At 67.7% G+C, this 16,431-nt stretch carries 12 protein-coding genes, 1 tRNA gene and 1 other RNA gene; 3 read left to right on the top strand and 11 right to left on the bottom strand.

Annotation, left to right across the window (positions count from 1 at the left end; genetic code table 11):
- Positions 1–69: 69 nt before the first annotated feature.
- The 9 genes from F790_RS0102250 to F790_RS0102290 form a co-directional block, all read right to left on the bottom strand.
- Positions 70–987, bottom strand: a complete 918-nt coding sequence (locus F790_RS0102250; protein WP_019589280.1) for an MBL fold metallo-hydrolase — start codon at positions 985–987, stop codon at positions 70–72.
- 184 nt (positions 988–1,171) lie between these two features.
- A non-coding RNA gene (locus F790_RS14085) (RtT sRNA) lies at positions 1,172–1,301 on the bottom strand.
- A gap of 35 nt (positions 1,302–1,336) precedes the next feature.
- Positions 1,337–1,410: transfer RNA gene (locus F790_RS0102260), tRNA-Gln, on the bottom strand.
- 47 nt (positions 1,411–1,457) lie between these two features.
- A complete protein-coding gene (rpsI, locus tag F790_RS0102265) occupies positions 1,458–1,850 on the bottom strand; it encodes a 30S ribosomal protein S9 (protein ID WP_024328551.1) in 393 nt (130 codons plus the stop codon).
- Positions 1,851–1,890: 40 nt separating this feature from the next.
- A complete protein-coding gene (gene rplM, locus F790_RS0102270; RefSeq protein ID WP_018946445.1) occupies positions 1,891–2,319 on the bottom strand; it encodes a 50S ribosomal protein L13 in 429 nt (142 codons plus the stop codon).
- 150 nt (positions 2,320–2,469) lie between these two features.
- Positions 2,470–2,961, bottom strand: coding sequence for a DUF4168 domain-containing protein (locus F790_RS0102275; RefSeq protein WP_026279505.1), 492 nt, complete (start codon positions 2,959–2,961; stop codon positions 2,470–2,472).
- A 66-nt stretch (positions 2,962–3,027) separates the two neighbouring features.
- Positions 3,028–3,534, bottom strand: a complete 507-nt coding sequence (locus F790_RS0102280) for a hypothetical protein (RefSeq protein ID WP_026332822.1) — start codon at positions 3,532–3,534, stop codon at positions 3,028–3,030.
- Between the two features lie 225 nt (positions 3,535–3,759).
- Entirely contained in the window at positions 3,760–5,148 is a 1,389-nt protein-coding gene (locus F790_RS0102285) for a sigma-54 dependent transcriptional regulator (protein WP_018870063.1), read from the bottom strand.
- Positions 5,145–6,656, bottom strand: a complete 1,512-nt coding sequence (locus tag F790_RS0102290) for an ATP-binding protein (RefSeq protein WP_019021270.1) — start codon at positions 6,654–6,656, stop codon at positions 5,145–5,147. The genes F790_RS0102285 and F790_RS0102290 overlap by 4 nt, the downstream gene beginning before the upstream one ends.
- A 334-nt stretch (positions 6,657–6,990) precedes the next feature.
- Between F790_RS0102290 and F790_RS0102295 the strand changes: the two genes are divergently transcribed.
- Complete coding sequence (locus F790_RS0102295; protein WP_019021271.1) at positions 6,991–7,641, top strand: MBL fold metallo-hydrolase; 651 nt, start codon at positions 6,991–6,993, stop codon at positions 7,639–7,641.
- A gap of 20 nt (positions 7,642–7,661) precedes the next feature.
- On the opposite strand, the gene htpX is transcribed toward F790_RS0102295, so the two are convergent.
- The gene (gene htpX / locus F790_RS0102300; protein WP_019021272.1) at positions 7,662–8,549 is read right to left on the bottom strand and encodes a protease HtpX; all 888 of its coding nucleotides are present in this window, start codon (positions 8,547–8,549) and stop codon (positions 7,662–7,664) included.
- Positions 8,550–8,703: 154 nt separating this feature from the next.
- Here htpX and F790_RS0102305 point away from each other — a divergent pair, with 154 nt between their 5' ends.
- Positions 8,704–12,141, top strand: coding sequence for a PAS domain S-box protein (locus F790_RS0102305; RefSeq protein WP_019590724.1), 3,438 nt, complete (start codon positions 8,704–8,706; stop codon positions 12,139–12,141).
- Positions 12,142–12,161: 20 nt separating this feature from the next.
- Positions 12,162–13,991, top strand: coding sequence for an EAL domain-containing protein (locus F790_RS0102310; RefSeq protein WP_019590725.1), 1,830 nt, complete (start codon positions 12,162–12,164; stop codon positions 13,989–13,991).
- A gap of 15 nt (positions 13,992–14,006) precedes the next feature.
- On the opposite strand, the gene parC is transcribed toward F790_RS0102310, so the two are convergent.
- Positions 14,007–16,262 (bottom strand): DNA topoisomerase IV subunit A, encoded by a 2,256-nt coding sequence (parC, locus tag F790_RS0102315; protein WP_019590726.1) that lies wholly within the window; start codon positions 16,260–16,262, stop codon positions 14,007–14,009.
- Positions 16,263–16,431 lie beyond the last annotated feature (169 nt).

A 16,431-nucleotide genomic window follows, 5' to 3' on the forward strand; every position in this document is an offset into this window, starting at 1 on the left:
TGATCGACGTGCACGCCCCACCGGGCCCGGAACAGCCCGGGCCCGGTCGGCTGCGGAGATAATGCGGCGTCAGAACAGTTTGGATTCCATCTCCAGAAACACCGCATTGGCGTTGGAACGGTTGGTCTGGTCGAACGCCGGCAGGTCTTCGTATTCGGACCAGTCCATGGCAGCGTAGGCCTCCTCGAAGGACATCATGTCCTCGACCGATTCCGCCATGTGCTCGCGCAGCTTCACCAGGTAGTCCCGGGTGAAGCGCACCGCGCGCCGGGCATTGGCGGTCGCGTCGCCATGCCCCGGGATCAGAAAGTTCGGCTCCATCGCCTCGACCTGCTCCAGGCGGTTCACCCAGTTGCCGGAATCCAGGGCATCATCGCCGAGGAACGGGATGCGGCCATCAAACACGATATCGCCGGCAAACACCACGCCGTCTTCCTCGACCACCATGATGACGTCATCCGGTGAATGCGCCGGACCGGCATGCAGCAGGCGGAAGGTCCTGCCGCCCAGCTCGATGGTGTACTCCTCGTCGAACAGCTCGTCCGGCGGGATCACCTGGGTGTCTTCGTCCACCCACGGATAGAGCACGCCCCGGCGCTGCTGCAGCCGGGATTCGGCGCCCGGCCCGCGCAGATAATCTTCCGCACGCCGCTGACCGATGATGCGCGCTTCCGTGTGATCGGCGAATGCCTGCAGACCGTAGATATGGTCCGCATGGTAATGACCCGCGATCACGTAGCGGATGGGTTGATCCGTGACCTCCCGGATCCGCCGGATCATCTCGAACCCCAGGGCCGGGGTCCCCAGGGCGTCGTAGACCACTACGCCTTCGTCGGTCACCACGAAACCGGCGTTGGAAGTGTGGCCCTCGTTGTCGGGGCCCGGGATGCCCGACAGACCGATCATGTACCAGGCATTGGTCCCTTCCACCTGGCGGGCGCGGGTATCGACAGTGACCTCGGGATACGGATTCTCGGGTACGGACATGGCTTCTCCTTGCTCGAAACCTGGGACTGACTATAGACCACAGACGCGTGGAGAAAGACCGACATTCCGTAAAAGAGCTGCGCGTGTGCGTTGCTCCGCTGCGCTCCGCCGAACCTTCCAGGTTCTCATCCTGGCCGGTCATATCCATGAAAAAGGGCCCCGCGAGGGGGCCCTTTTTCATGGATGGCTGGGGGACCAGGGTTATTCGGCGCTGCGCGCCTCACCCTTCGGGCCGCACACGCTGCGCGTGTGCGTTGCTCCGCTGCGCTCCGCCGAACCTTCCAGGTTCTCATCCTGGCCGGTCATATCCATGAAAAAGGGCCCCGCGAGGGGGGCCCTTTTCCATGGATGGCTGGGGGACCAGGATTCGAACCTGGGTTGACGGAGTCAGAGTCCGTAGTCCTACCGCTAGACGATCCCCCAATTCTGGCCGGTGCCCGAAACCTCCGGGTGCACCGGCGAAAACCGGATCAGCGCTTGGAGTACTGCGTCGCGCGACGGGCCTTGCGCAGGCCGATCTTCTTGCGCTCCACCTCGCGGGCATCCCGCGTCAGGTGACCGCCACGACGCAGCGTGCTGCGCAGGTCCTCATTATACTCAACCAGGGCGCGGGCGATACCCAGACGAATGGCACCCGCCTGACCGTTACCGCCCCCGCCGGAGACCGTGGCCACCACGTCGAAGCCGTCGAGGGCTTCGGCCGCTTCCAGCGGCTGCCGGACAACCATGCGCGAAGTCGGACGACCAAAGAACTCGTCCAGCGGACGGCCGTTGACGGTCACGTTGCCCGAGCCGGGACGCAGAAAGACACGCGCGGAAGCCGTCTTGCGGCGACCCGTACCGTAGTACTGATTCATAGCCATTGGAATCGATTTCCCTGTTTCTGGTTGGCGGCGCCGCGGATCAGATGTCCAGCGGCTGCGGCTGCTGGGCCGCATGCCGGTGCTCGGTTCCGGCATACACCTTGAGTTTCTTGAGCATCGACCGGCCGAGCGGATTGCGCGGCAGCATGCCCTTGACGGCCAGCTCGAGCACCTTCTCCGGATGACGTTCGATCATCTGGGAGAAGTTCGCCTCCTTGATGCCCCCCGGATAACCGGTATGGCGATAATACATCTTGTCGGAGGCCTTGTTGCCCGAGACCCGGATCTTGTCCGCATTGATCACGACGATGTAGTCGCCGGTATCCACGTGCGGCGTGTAGACGGGCTTGTGCTTTCCGCGCAGCCGACGCGCGATTTCCGTGGCGAGTCGACCGAGGGTCTTGTCACTGGCATCCACAAGGAACCAGTCGCGTTCGACTTCTGCCGGCTTGGCGCTGATGGTGCTCATGTATCGATGCTCCGATGTCGGGGCGATTCAGAAAGCGCGAAAGAATACCGTGTTGTACCCCGTCATTCAAGGGTCCCACGAGCGATCGCGCAAAAAGACGGGGCCGCCCCGAAGGACGGCCCCGCCGGCGCATGCCTGTCCCTTGCGGGCTTACATGGCGCTTTCGGCCTGCTGCTGGACCTCCTGCATCAGCTCGGGGTCATTCTGCAGGGCCATGGCGACCTCATTGTACTCTTCAACGGTCATGCCGGCATCCTCCACGGCCGCGACCATCTCGTCCTGGGCCTCCTGCTGCATCTGCTGCGCCTGGGTCTCGTCCTCGGCTTCCTGCAGGCGCTGGGAGAAGTCCTCGCGGACCTCCTGCACACCGACAAAGGCTTCGACGAAGGTGTCGATGTCTTCATCGGACAGGTCGACCTCGGGGGCCTGCTGCTGCATCGGGGCGCCGCCACCTTCCGGCGGAGCGCCACCCTGGGCGCCCGCGCCACCCTGAGCACCGCCCTGCGGCGGGGCGCCGCCCTGGGCGCCACCTTCCGGCGGAGCACCGCCCTCGGCGCCACCACCCATCTGTGCGGAGGCCACGCCACCGAAGGCGAACATGGAAGTCAGGGCGAAAGCCATTGCGGTCTTGCGAAAGTTCATCATTGCGTTTGCTCCTTGGTCTTTACGACGGTCTGTATTCACGAAAATCATGATCTGCGGTCCGGACTACCAGTCCCGCTCCGTGCCCTGCCGCGGGTCTTCGCCGGGCTCGGGCATCGCCTCGCCCTCGGGCCGCTCGCCCGGGGCCGGCATCTGCTGGCCGGTGGCACCGCCACGCGGATCCGTGCGCTCGGGCTCCATGCTCCCCGGCGGCGCGTCACGCGGCTCGGGGGGCGCACCCTGCGGCCGATCCGGCTGCCCCGGCCCGGTTTGCGGCCCGGTTTGCGGTTCGGGGGGCTGGCCACCGGGCGGAAGCCCGCGTTCCTGTCCGGTTCCGCCGGGCGGAAGCCCCCCGCCCTGGCCGCTCCCGCCGGGTGCCGGGGCATCCCGCGGTGCTGGTGCGTCCTGGCGCGGCTCGGGTGGCTGGCCCTGTCCGGGGGTTCCGGCCTCGGGCGGCATGTCGCCGGCGGGGGCACCGCCCTGGCCCGCCTGGGCCGCGGCCACCCCGGAAAAACCGAGGGTCAGCACCGAACCGAGCGCCATGGCCGTTGCGGTTTTGCGGAAAGTCGTCATGCGACCTCCTGTGGTTTGCGGATTTCGCTACGGACAACCCATACGAAGCAAACCACGGGCCAACATTCAGAACACAAAAAAATATCTCTTCAATCAGAGACATGAAGGCCGTCCGTGCGGCCGGGAGGAGAACAGAAAGAAGATCAGAACTGTTTCTTTTCGACACATGGGTCGCAATGAAACGTGTCACCGCGTCCGCATGACACATCGTGCAAGGGAAAGGGCTCAGTTCGTATCGGACTCGCCGAGCCGCCGATAAAGCGTCTTGCGGCCGATCCCGAGCATGCGCGCCGCCCGTTGCTTGTTGCCCTCGCAGTGTTCCAGCACGCGCTGGATGTAATCGGTCTCGAGTTCGGCCAGCGAAGGCCAGTGGGCGTCCCGGGCGCCGGGAACGCCGTCACCCGGGGACGTGCCGGCGGGTGTCCCGCCGGATGCCGATGCGTGCACCCGCTCCGGCAGGTCGCGCAACTCGATCTGGTCACCGGAAGACAGGGTCGCGGCGCGCTCCATCAGACTGGAGAGTTCGCGCACGTTGCCGGGGAAGGCATAGTGGAGGAGGGCCCGCATCGCCTCGGGACTCGGACGGCGCTCCGGCAGCCCGTGAGCCAGGGCGTGCTGGCGCAGGAACTGCAGGGCCAGGCGCTCGATATCCTCGCCCCGGTCGCGCAACGGCGGGATCTCGATACGAAAGGTCTCCAGCCGATAGTAGAGGTCCTCGCGGAACTCGCCCTGCGCGATGCGCCCCGGGATGTCCTGGTGGGTCGCCGCCACGATGCGAACGTCGGTGTCCACCTCCTCGTTGCCGCCCACCGGGCGCACGCGCCCGTCCTGCAGCAGCCGCAGGAGCTTGCTCTGCATCGCCACCGGCATCTCGGCAATCTCGTCGAGAAACAGGGTGCCCCCGTCGGCCTCGCGGAACAGGCCGCGGCGCGCGCCCCGGGCGCCAGAGAAAGCCCCGGCGACATGCCCCAGCAGTTCCGATTCCAGCAGGCTCTCGGGAATGCCGGCGCAGTTCAGGGCGACGAAGGGACCGTCGCGGCGAGCACTCTCGGCGTGCAGCGCACGCGCCACCAGCTCCTTGCCGGTACCGGACTCGCCGGTGATGAGCACCGATCCGTCGGAAGCCGCAATCCGCCGGATCAGGTCGAACAGCCGCAGCATCGCCGGACTGTTCCCCTGCATGCCGTGAAATCCCTCGCCGGCCGCCAGCAGCTCGCGATACTGGCGCACCTCGGCCTTCAGCCGCCGGGCCTCGATCACCCGGTCGGCCGCCAGCCGCAGATGATCGAGATCCACCGGCTTGGTCAGAAAATCATCCGCCCCCGCCTTGAGCGCGGCCACGGCCTGGTCGATGGTTCCGAAGCCGGTGAGCATGATGAAACCGGGCTCCGGCACCGCCTCGCGCGTGGCTTCCAGCACGCGGAAGCCATCCTCGCCCGGCAGTCTCAGATCGCTGACCACCAGGCCGAAGGGTTGCTGGCCCAGGGCCTGCATCGCCTCTTCGGCGCTGCCCACGGCCACCACGCCATGCCCCGCCTCGCGCAGCTCCTCCACCAGCAGGTCCCGGTGACCGCGATCGTCCTCGACCACCAGCACCGACTCCGGATTGGTCATGCACCCTCCTCCGGCAACGTTCCATCCCCTCCATCCCGCGCGGCACTTCCCGTGGCATCCGCAGCCCGCGGAAACCGGATCACGAAACGGGTCTCGCCCGGGTCCGAACGATCCAGCGCGATCGACCCTCCATGATCCTCCATCGCCACCTGGGCCACCGCCAGCCCGAGACCGGTTCCCTTTCCGGTCGGCTTGGTGGTGAAAAAGGGTTCGAACAGGCGCTCCGCGGCCTCCGGATCGATACCGCCTCCGGCGGCGGGGCCGTCGTCGGCCACGGTGACTTCGACCTGCTCGCCCTCCACGCCCCAGGTGATCCGCACGTGCGACCGGGCTGCCTGCCCGCCGTTCTCGATCAGGTTTTCCAGCGCCTGGCCCAGCCGCAGCCGGTCCGCTTCCACCTGCAGGGGCGCGCCTTCCAGCCGGAACTCCACGTCCGGACAATGCCCCCGACCGCGCACGCGATCCACCAGTTCCCGGACCAGTTCGTCCAGATTCACGCTGCGGCGCTGCAGCGGATTGCGCCGGGCGAAATCCAGCAGCTGCCGCACGATGGTCTCCACCCGCTCGGTTTCTGCCCGCAGCTCCTGCATTTCCTTGCGCGCCGGGTCGTCCTCGGCCAGACGGCGGGCGGCCCGCTGGGCGCGTCCGGCGATGATCCCCAGCGGGGTTCCCAGCTCGTGCGCCACCCCGGCCGCCAGCTGGCCAATCGCCGCCAGCTTTTCCGAATGCCGCAGTTTTTCCTCCAGCGCTCGCTGCTCGGCCCGCTGCGCCTCCAGCGCGGCTTCGGACGCCTCGCGCCGTTCCAGCATCCCGTTCATGGTGGCCGCAACATGGCGCAGCTCCGCCGGCCCGGCCTCGGGCGCCCGCACGCCGCGCACCCCTTCGCCAATGTCGTGCATCACCCCGGTCAGGCGCTCGACGTGGCGCCCCACGGCCCGGTGGTACCCCACCAGCACCAGGGCCAGAAACAGCACCGTCACCGCCCCGGTCAGCACCGCGCCCTGCCAGCGCAGCTGGGAGACGTAGGCACGAAACGGAGACACATCACGGGTCACCTGGAGCAGGCCCACGATTCGTCCCGCGTGGTCCGCCAGCGGCAGGAAGAACGAAAAAACCTCGCGCCCGCGATGTTCGTCGAACGCGCCCAGGGTTCCGGTCTCGCTGATCGCCTGCGCCTCTCCCCGATGCCGCAGCGACGGGCTGGGCGGCCCGGAGGTCGCCACCAGCTCGCCGCGCGCGTCGTAGACATACACCCCGAAGACCTCGTCGATCTGGAACAGCGAATCCAGCGACTCCTGAACGGCCGCCACGTCCTGTTCAACAATCGCCGTGGACACCGGCAGACGGATCGCCCGCGCAACCAGCTCGATGTCGTCCTGCATGCGGTCTTCCATCTGCGTCTGGAATTCCTGCAGGCCCAGCGCGACCACCGCACCCACCAACAGGAGCAGCGGCAGCAGGATGAACATCACCACCACATTGCGCAGGCTGTTCAGGCGTCGCGTCATGATCGATGGGAACCGGGGGCGGGCATGCCGCCATGGTAGGCGCGGCGGCCGGACGATGCGAACGGGCAAAAAAAAGCGCGGGACAGAGCCCGCGCCAAGAAAACCACCAAAGGAGGATGGAGGAGTCCGCCGATGCTGTCAGGGGGGACAACATTCAGCGTATGCAGATCTTCTAATATTAGGATATTCCTGTCAAGCACTTCCCGCGAGCGACGAACAGAAAGCGGTCGCGCCGGACCGGTTTTTCTCCTAAGCTTGCGATCTGCACAACCGTAAGACGCATACGCCACACAACTATTCCCTCCCGACGCGTTCGCCGCGGAGCGATACCCCGATGCTTGAACACTGCACCCTTCCGGTAACCCCGCTGGAGCAGAACGCCACCCTAATCTGGTGCAACGAAACCGGCCGCGCGGCCTGGGTCGACCCCGGCGGCGAGGCCCCGACCCTGTTCGCCCGCGTGCGCGATCAGGGCCTGGAACTGGATTCCATCCTGCTGACCCACGGCCACCTGGATCATGCCGGCGGCGCGGCCGAGCTGGCACGGCTGTCCGGCGTGCCCGTCGTCGGCCCGCAGCGCGAAGACGCGTTCTGGCTCGAGCAGCTGCCGCAGCAGGCCGCGATGTTCGGATTTCCGGAGATCGCGCCGCTGACCCCGGATCGCTGGCTGGACGACGGAGAGACCCTGGAGCTGGGGAATGAACGGCTGCAGGTACTGCACTGCCCCGGGCACACCCCGGGCCACGTGGTGTTCTTCAGCCCGTCCGCGCGGATGGCGCTGGTGGGGGACGTGCTGTTCAACGGCGCGATCGGACGCAGCGATTTTCCCGGCGGTAACGGGCGCGTTCTGATCGAGTCGATCACGCAGAAACTGTGGCCACTCGGAGATGACGTCCGTTTCATCCCCGGTCACGGACCGGAATCCACCTTCGGCGAGCAGCGCCAGCGCAATCCGTTCGTCGCCGATCACGTGCTCGCCGGGTGAACCCCGGCGCGGGGCCTGCCTCAGGCCCCGGCGCGCAGCGCGGCGATGCGCTGTTCGATCGGCGGATGGCTCATGAACAGCTTCTTCAGGCCCTGCGCCATGCCGCCACGGATGCCGAAGGCGGCCATCTGATCCGGCATGTCCACCGGCCGGCCGGAGGCCCGCGCCAGCGACTCCAGCGCCCCGATCATCTTCTCGCGCCCGGCCAGTTCGGCCCCGGCCTGGTCGGCACGGAACTCGCGCTGGCGCGAGAACCAGAACACGATGATGGAGGCCAGGATCGCGAGGATGATCTCGGCCACGATGGCGGTGATCCAGAACGCCGGGCCGTGACCGGACTCGTTCTTGAACACCACGCGATCGACAAAGTGCCCGATCACGCGCGACAGGAAGATCACGAAGGTGTTCACCACGCCCTGGATCAGGGCCAGGGTCACCATGTCGCCATTGGCCACGTGGCCGACCTCGTGGCCCAGCACGGCCTCGACCTCGCCCTGCCCCATGTTCTGCATCAGCCCGGTGCTGACCGCGACCAGCGCGTTGTTCCGGCTCATGCCGGTGGCGAACGCGTTGGGGTCCGGCGAATCGTAGATCCCGACCTCCGGCATGCCGATGCCCGCCTGCTTCGCCTGGCGCTGGACGGTCTCCAGCAGCCACTGCTCGGTGGCATTCGAAGGCTTCTCGATCACCTGGACCTTCATGGTCTTCTTCGCCATCCACTTGGAGATGGCCAGGGAGATGAACGAGCCGCCAAAACCGAACACCGCGGCGAAGATCAGCAGGGCCGTCAGGTCGAGGTTGACCCCCTGCTCGTCGAGGATGCTCTCCACCCCGAGGATGCGCAGCGTGATGCTGAGCACGATCAGGATGGCGAAGTTGGTGGCCAGGAACAGCAGTATGCGTTTCATCGGATGAACTCGTTCTCCGTTGCGGGTGGAATCAGGCATTTCGGACGGTATATTAGATAGGGGCGATACACGCGGGTTCAAGTCCCGGTCACACACACCGTCGCCTGCATGACGTATCATCCCTTCGTAGACAATCCTCCGCCTAGGTTCATGCATGCGGGCACCCCCCACCCCCGAAGACGAAGACCGGCGCCTGGCCGGCGTCCGCCGTCTCCTGCTCGAGGAGACCGACGGCGAACGCCTGTTCGCGCCGCTGCTGCGTCAGGCAGCGGCACGGCTGGAGGTCCCGATCGCGGTGGTCTCGGTGATCGACCATGACCACCAGCGCCTGCTGGGCACCCACGGCGCCTGTCACCGCCGCATACCGCGCGAGGTCTCGTTTTGCGCCCATGCCATCGCCACCCCGCAGCACACCACCATCGTCGAGGACGCGACCGACGATCCGCGCTTTGCCGACAACCCGCTGGTCACCGGCGAGCCCGGCGTACGTTTCTACGCGGGGATCCCCCTGACCCTGGAAGACGGCCTCGCGGTGGGCACCCTGAGCGTGATGGATACCCGGCCGCGCCGGTTCGATGCGGACCGGATCCGCGCGCTGGAGGACTTCGCCGGGCTCGCCGGGCACATCCTCCGTACCGAGTTCCTGCGTGGAGATTATGACGCCACCCGCTCTGCACACGAGCACCAGAGCCGCAAGCTGCACGCCGTGCTCGAGACCGCGGCCGCCGGCATCATCCAGATCGACGCCGGTGGCCTCATCGAGAGCTTCAACCCCGCGGCCGAGCGCCTGTTCGGTTACTCTGCCGACGAAGTCCTGGGCCGCAACGTGTCCATGCTCATGCCGGACCCCTGGGCGAGCCAGCACGACGACTACCTGCGCCACTACCAGACTACCGGAGAGGCGCGCATCATCGGGGTCGGCCGCGAGGTCCGCGGCCTGCATCGCGACGGGCACACCTTTCCGATGCAGCTCGCGGTCTCCTCCATCCGGATCGACGGCGGAGAGCACTACATCGGCATCGTCAACGATCTGACCGAACTGCACGAGGCGCAGGAACGCGAACTGCGCGAAAGCCGCCTGTTCAACGCGGTGCTGCGCGGCGCCCCCAATCCGATCTACGCCAGCGATGCCGACGGCCGCTACGTGGTGGCCAACCCGGCCTGCGAACCCCTGCTGGGCTTCGCGCCGGAAAAGGCCCTCGGAAGCACGGCCCACGATTTTTTCAGTGCCGACGTGGCCGACTATGCCCGCGCCCTCGACCACGAAGTCATGACCACCGGCCAGACCCGCACCCAGCCGCTGCATTTCGAGCACAACGGCCGGAGCTGGGAACTGGAACTGATCAAGACCCCGCTGGTCGGCCAGGACGGCCGTTCCGAAGGCGTCATCACCGTCGCCCACGACCTCAGCGAGATCACCCGTGCGCAGAATGCCCTGCGCGAGGCGGAACGCCGTCGCAGCCTGTCGCAGCGCTTTGCGCGCATCGGCAACTGGAGCGTGGACGCGGTCACCGGCGAGCTGGACTGGACCCCGGAGGCCGCCGCCCTGACCGAAGGCGCCGAGCATCCCGCGCTGCAGGATCCGCGCTTCCTCACCGACATCGTGCTGCCGGAGGACCGTCCCCACGTCCAGGGAGCGCTGAGCGAAAGCCTGGCCTCGGGGACTCCGCTGGACGTGGAATTCCGTATCCGCACCTCGCCACCGCGCTGGCTGCGCGCCCAGGGCGATCTGGAACGCGACGACCGTGGCCGCCCGCGACACCTGCTGGGCATCGTCCAGGACATCGACGCCTACCGCAACGCCTCCGCGCAGCAGCAGCGCCAGCAGCATCTGCTGGAGGCCATGCGCCTGGCCACCACGCAATACATGGAGACCGACTCCGCCGAGGACGTCTGGCCGTTCCTGCTGGACACCCTGCTGCAGGTGACCGACAGTCACTACGGTTTCATGGGCGAGACCGAATGGCACGACGGCCAGCCGTGCCTCAAGATCCACGCGATCACCAACCTGGCCTGGAGCGATGCCTCCGAACGGCTCTATCAGGAGCTGCTCAGCGGCGACATGCGGCTGTGCGGGGCGAACAGCCTGATCGGCCAGGTCATGCGCGACGGGCGCATGCTGATCTCCGATGACGTCATGAACGACCCGCGTGCCGGCGGCCTGCCCGAGGGCCACCCCGAGCTCGGCCCGTATCTCGGCATGCCGCTCTACCACGGCGACGAGCTGGTGGGCATGTTCGGCATCGCCAACCGCCCCGGCGGTTACGACCAGGAGCTGGCCGAGTTCCTCGCCCCGTTCTCGGCAACCTACGCGATCCTGATCCGCGCGCTGCGCGACCGCGAGGAGCGGCGCCGCGACCGCGAGGAACTCGAACGGGCGATGCACGAGGCCGAACGCGCGAGCCAGGCCAAGTCGCAGTTCCTGTCCAACATGTCGCACGAGTTGCGTACGCCGCTGAACTCGATCCTCGGCTTCGCCCAGCTGCTGGCGGAGAGCCCGCGCGAACCCCTGAGCCAGCGCCAGGCCCGCCAGGCCGCCCACATCCGCCAGAGCGGCACCCACCTGCTCAACCTGATCACCGATGTCCTCGACCTCTCGCGCATCGAGACCGGGCGCCTGACCCTGTCGCTGGAGCCCGTCGGTATCGATGCGATCCTGTACGAGGCGCTCGAGATGGTACGCCCGCAGGCCAGCGAACGCGGGGTCAGCCTGCATCACCCGACCCCGGACCACGACTGGCCACCGGTGCATGCCGACGCCACCCGGGTGCGCCAGATCCTGATCAACCTGCTGACCAATGCCATCAAGTACAACCGCGACAACGGCCGCGTGGAGGTCGTGGTGGAACCCGAGGCCTCCGTCCCGGAACACGCCGAAGGCACCGCCCCCGGGTACCTCGCGGTCGAGGTCCGCGACACCGGCCCCGGCATCCCGGAGGAACAGCGCCACCGCCTGTTCCAGCCGTTCGAACGTCTGGGTCAGGAAGGCGGAGGCATCGAGGGCACCGGTATCGGCCTGGTCATCGCGCGCGAACTGGCCACGCGCATGGGCGGCGACCTCGACTTCACCAGCACGGTGGGCGAAGGGTCCTGCTTCCGCATCGTGCTGCCGCGCAGCGAACAGACCGGAACGCCTGCGGACGTCGCGGGCCCGGCTTCCCCGGATGCCCCGGACGGACCCTCCGTTGGCGCGGATGACGGGCGACCGACCCACTGCTGGCGGGTGCTGTACATCGAGGACAACCCGGTCAACGTGGAACTGATGCGCGAGCTGATCGGCCATCGCGGGAATACCGAACTGAGCGTGGCCGGCAGCGCGGAACAGGGCCTGATCACCGCGCGCGAGTGGCAACCGGATCTGGTCATCCTGGATATCAATCTGCCCGGGATGAGCGGTACCGCGGCGGCACGGGTGCTGAAAGCCTGGCCGGATACCCGCCATATCCCGCGGATCGCCCTGACCGCCGATGCCTCCCGCGAGCGCATCGACGAAGGGAACCAGAACCCCGATTTCGAGGACTATCTGACCAAACCACTGGATATCCCCGCTTTCCTGCAAACCCTCGACCGGCTCCTGCAGCCGGCCGACTGACGTCCGAGTCCGTCCCCGACATGCTGATACCCGAGCACCACCAGACCGCCGCCCGCATCCTCATCGTGGACGACAACCCGATGAACGTGGAGCTCCTGAGCACCATCCTGGAAGATGCGGGGTTCACCAACGTGCACGGCGAGACCAGCCCGCAACGGGCGCTGGAGACCTGGCGCGAGGAGGCCTTCGATCTGCTCCTGCTGGACATCCGCATGCCGGGCATGGACGGCCATCAGGTGATGGAGAACCTGAACGCGGAACTGGGCGAAGGCGACTGGCTGCCGGTGATCGTTCTGACCGCGCAGATCGACCCGGACACCCGGCAGCGGGCGCTAGCGGGCGGGGCCCTGGATTTCATCACCAAGCCGTTCGATGCCTCCGAGGTGGTCCAGCGCATCAGCAACCTGCTGCGGGTACGGGCCCTGCACAATGCCACGCACAACGAGGTGCAGGACCTGTCGCAGAGCCTCGAGACCCAGTCCCTGACCCTGCAGCGCAAGGATCGCGATCTGGAATACCTGGCCCACCACGATCTGGCCACCGACCTGCCCAACCGCGCGGCGCTGCTGGAAACCCTGGAACGCTGGCTCGCGGATGCAGCGGAGACGGTGATCGATCTGGTGATGCTGCGCGTCAGTGGCCACGAGACCCTGGAACGCATGGAGGGCCACGCCGCCGCGGATCTGATGCTGCGCGAGACGGGCCAGCGCCTGCAGGGCCGCCTCGACGCCGCGGTAGGCCACCATGGCGGGATCTGCGGGCTCTGGGGCGGCGCCACCTTCCTGCTGCTGGCCCGCAGCGAACACGGGCTGACGGACGACGCCCTGCGGGACATGCTCGACACCGCCCTGCAGCGCCTGCAGATCGGCCAGTACGAGGTACGCCCGGAGATCGTGGCCGGACATGCGCGCACCACCGAGGCCGGCCACGACACCGGCGAGCTGATCCGCCGGGTCATGCTCACGCTGTCCAAGGCCGACCGCCGGCAGCTCCCCTGGCTCAGCTACGCCCCGGAACTGGAGCAGGCCGCCCGCCGGCGTCACCGCCTGGAACACGACCTCGCGCATGCCCATGACGGTCAGGGCCTGTCGCTGCTGTACCAGCCCAAGATCCACCTGCCCGATGGCATGGTCACCGGTTTCGAGGCGCTGATGCGCTGGGATCACCCCGAATTCGGCCGGGTCTCGCCGGGGGAGTTCATCCCGGTGGCGGAGACCACCGGCGCGGTCGTCAACCTCGGCGAGTGGGCCCTGCGCGAGGCGCTGGCTGCGACCTCCCGCTGGCGGGCATCGACCGGTGACTGCTACCCGGTGGCGGTCAACATCTCGGCACGCCAGTTCGAGGCCCTGACCGCGCGCGGCAACACGCTGACCGAAGCCGTACGGCTGGCCCTGGAACAGACCGGCACGCCGCCGAAGTGCCTCGAGGTCGAGATCACCGAGACCGCGATCATGCACAACCTCGATCAGGCCCTGGAAGAGCTGCACGCGCTGCGCGAACTGGGGGTCTCCATCGCCATCGACGACTTCGGCACGGGGTATTCGTCGCTGGCCTATCTGCGACGGCTGCCGGTCTCCACCGTCAAGGTGGACCGTGCCCTGGTGGACGGCATCGCGGGCGACCCCGACATGCGCCGCCTGTTCGAGGCGATCCTTGCGGTCAGTCGCGGCTTTGGCCTGGAGACGGTGGCCGAAGGCATCGAGACCCGGGACGACGCCGACCTGCTGCGGGAGCTGGGCTGCCCCGTCGGCCAGGGCTTTCTCTATCACCGTCCGCTGCCCGAGGCCGATGCCCGCGCGCTGATCGCCCCGGCACAGGACGCCACCGGCGCCGGGCAACGCGGTACATAGACCTCGCGGCGCGGGTCAGCGGCGTACCTCCAGTGAATCGACCTTCTGGTAGCCGCGCGGCAGCTGCCGCCCGCGGCGCGTGCGCTCGCTGACGTATTCGCCCCACTCCGCCGGCGCCAGCGCCTTGAAGCGCTTGCCGGCATGCACCACCAGGGTATCGCCCGGAGCCAGGGCCACCACCTCCTGCACCCGCTCCGAGCCGTCCTTGATCGCCGCCGCCGGGATCCCGGCCAGTTTGTTGCCCTTGCCGCGGGCCAGCTCCGGCAGCGAGGCCGCGGGGAACACCAGCAGGTAGCCCCGGGTCGTGACCACCGCCAAATGGTCGCGCTCCGGATCCGGCACCGCCACCGGCGGCAGCACCGCCGCCCCGGCCGGCACGGTCAGCACGTTCTTACCCGCCTTCTGGCGTCCCAGCAAATCCTCCAGCCGGGTGATGAAGCCATAGCCATGATCGGTGGCCAGCAGCCAGCGATCCTCGCCGCTCCCGGTGGCCATGCCGACGAAATGCGCCCCCTCGGCCGGGTTCACCCGGCCCGACAGGGGTTCGCCCTGACCGCGCGCCGAAGGCAGGCTGTGCGCCTGCAGGGTATAGGCACGTCCGGTGGAGTCGACAAAAGCAACCGGCTGGTTGCTGCGCCCGGCGACCGCGGCGCGGAAGGCGTCGCCGGCCTTGTAGTTCAGGCCACGGGCGTCCACGTCGTGGCCCTTGGCGGCGCGCACCCAGCCCTTCTCCGAGAGCACGATGGTCAGCGGTTCCGCCGGCACCAGCGCGGATTCGTCCAGCGGCCGCGCGGCTTCGCGTTCCACCAGCGGGGATCGCCGCTCGTCACCATAGTCGGCGGCGTCCTTCTCGATCTCCTGGCGCACCCGGGTCCGCAGGCGGCGCTCGGACCCCAGGGTCTTCTCCAGCTGGTCGCGTTCCTGCGAGAGCTCGTCCTGCTCGCCGCGGATCTTCATCTCCTCGAGCTTTGCCAGATGGCGCAGCTTGAGTTCCAGGATCGCCTCGGCCTGGGTCTCGCTGAGGCCGAAGCGGCTGACCAGTTCGGGCTTCGGCTCGTCGTATTCACGGATGATCGCGATCACCTCGTCGATGTTGAGATAGGCGATCAGCAGGCCTTCCAGCACGTGCAGCCGCGCCTGCACCTTCTCCAGGCGCCACTGCAGGCGCCGGCGCACGGTCTCGATGCGAAACTCCAGCCATTCGCGCAGCAGTCCGGGCAGATCGCGCACCTGCGGGCGGCCGTCCAGCCCGATCACGTTCATGTTCACGCGGTAGTTCTTCTCGAGGTCGGTGGTGGCGAACAGATGCGCCATCAGCGCCTCGATGTCCACGCGATTCGAGCGCGGGGTGATCACCAGGCGGGTCGGGTGCTCATGGTCGGATTCGTCGCGCAGGTCCTCGATCATCGGCAGCTTCTTCGCGCGGATCTGGGCGGCGATCTGTTCCAGCAGCTTCGCCCCGGAGACCTGGTGCGGCAGCGCGGTGACCACGATGTCGTCGCCCTCGCGCTCGTAGCGCGCCCGCGCGCGCACCGACCCCTGGCCGGTGGCGTAGAGCTTTTGCAGATCGGCGCGCGGGGTGACGATCTCCGCCTCGGTGGGGAAGTCCGGCCCCGGCAGGTGCTCGCACAGTTCGTCCACCGTGGCCTTCGGATGCTCCAGCAGGTGCACGCAGGCCGCGGCCACCTCGCGCAGGTTGTGCGGCGGGATGTCGGTGGCCATGCCCACCGCGATCCCGCTGCCGCCATTGAGCAGCACGTTCGGCAGCCGCGCCGGCAGCATCTTCGGCTCCTCCAGCGCGCCGTCGAAGTTCGGCACCCAGTCCACCGTGCCCTGGCCCAGCTCGGACAGCAGCAGCTGCGCATAGCGCGACAGGCGCGACTCGGTGTAGCGCATCGCGGCGAAGGACTTGGGATCGTCCGGCGAGCCCCAGTTGCCCTGCCCGTCCACGAACGGATAGCGGTAGGAGAACGGCTGCGCCATCAGCACCATCGCCTCGTAACAGGCGGCGTCGCCGTGCGGATGGAACTTGCCGAGCACGTCGCCCACGGTGCGCGCCGATTTCTTGTACTTGGCGGTGGCCGAAAGCCCCAGTTCGCTCATTGCGTAGATGATGCGGCGCTGCACCGGCTTGAGGCCGTCGCCGATATGCGGCAGGGCGCGGTCCAGGATCACGTACATGGAGTAATCCAGGTACGCCTTCTCGGTGAAATCCTTCAGCGGCAGCTGCTCGCCATTGGCGAACGATTCGGGAGTCAGGGAATGGCTCATGCGCGATTCTCGGCCGGGGAGCGAAACGGAGGGCGACAGGGCTGGATTCCCGCGGGCCACCGTGGCGGGCACCGGGGAAAATCTTTAAGCTGCCGCCCGGCCCGCGTACTGTAGCGGGCCTGCGGCGGTTCATCCACAACGCCGCCACGCCACACCGTCACCGGGAGAC

The organism is Thioalkalivibrio sp. ALE20, assembly GCF_000381405.1.
Classification (GTDB): Bacteria; Pseudomonadota; Gammaproteobacteria; order Ectothiorhodospirales; family Ectothiorhodospiraceae; genus Thioalkalivibrio.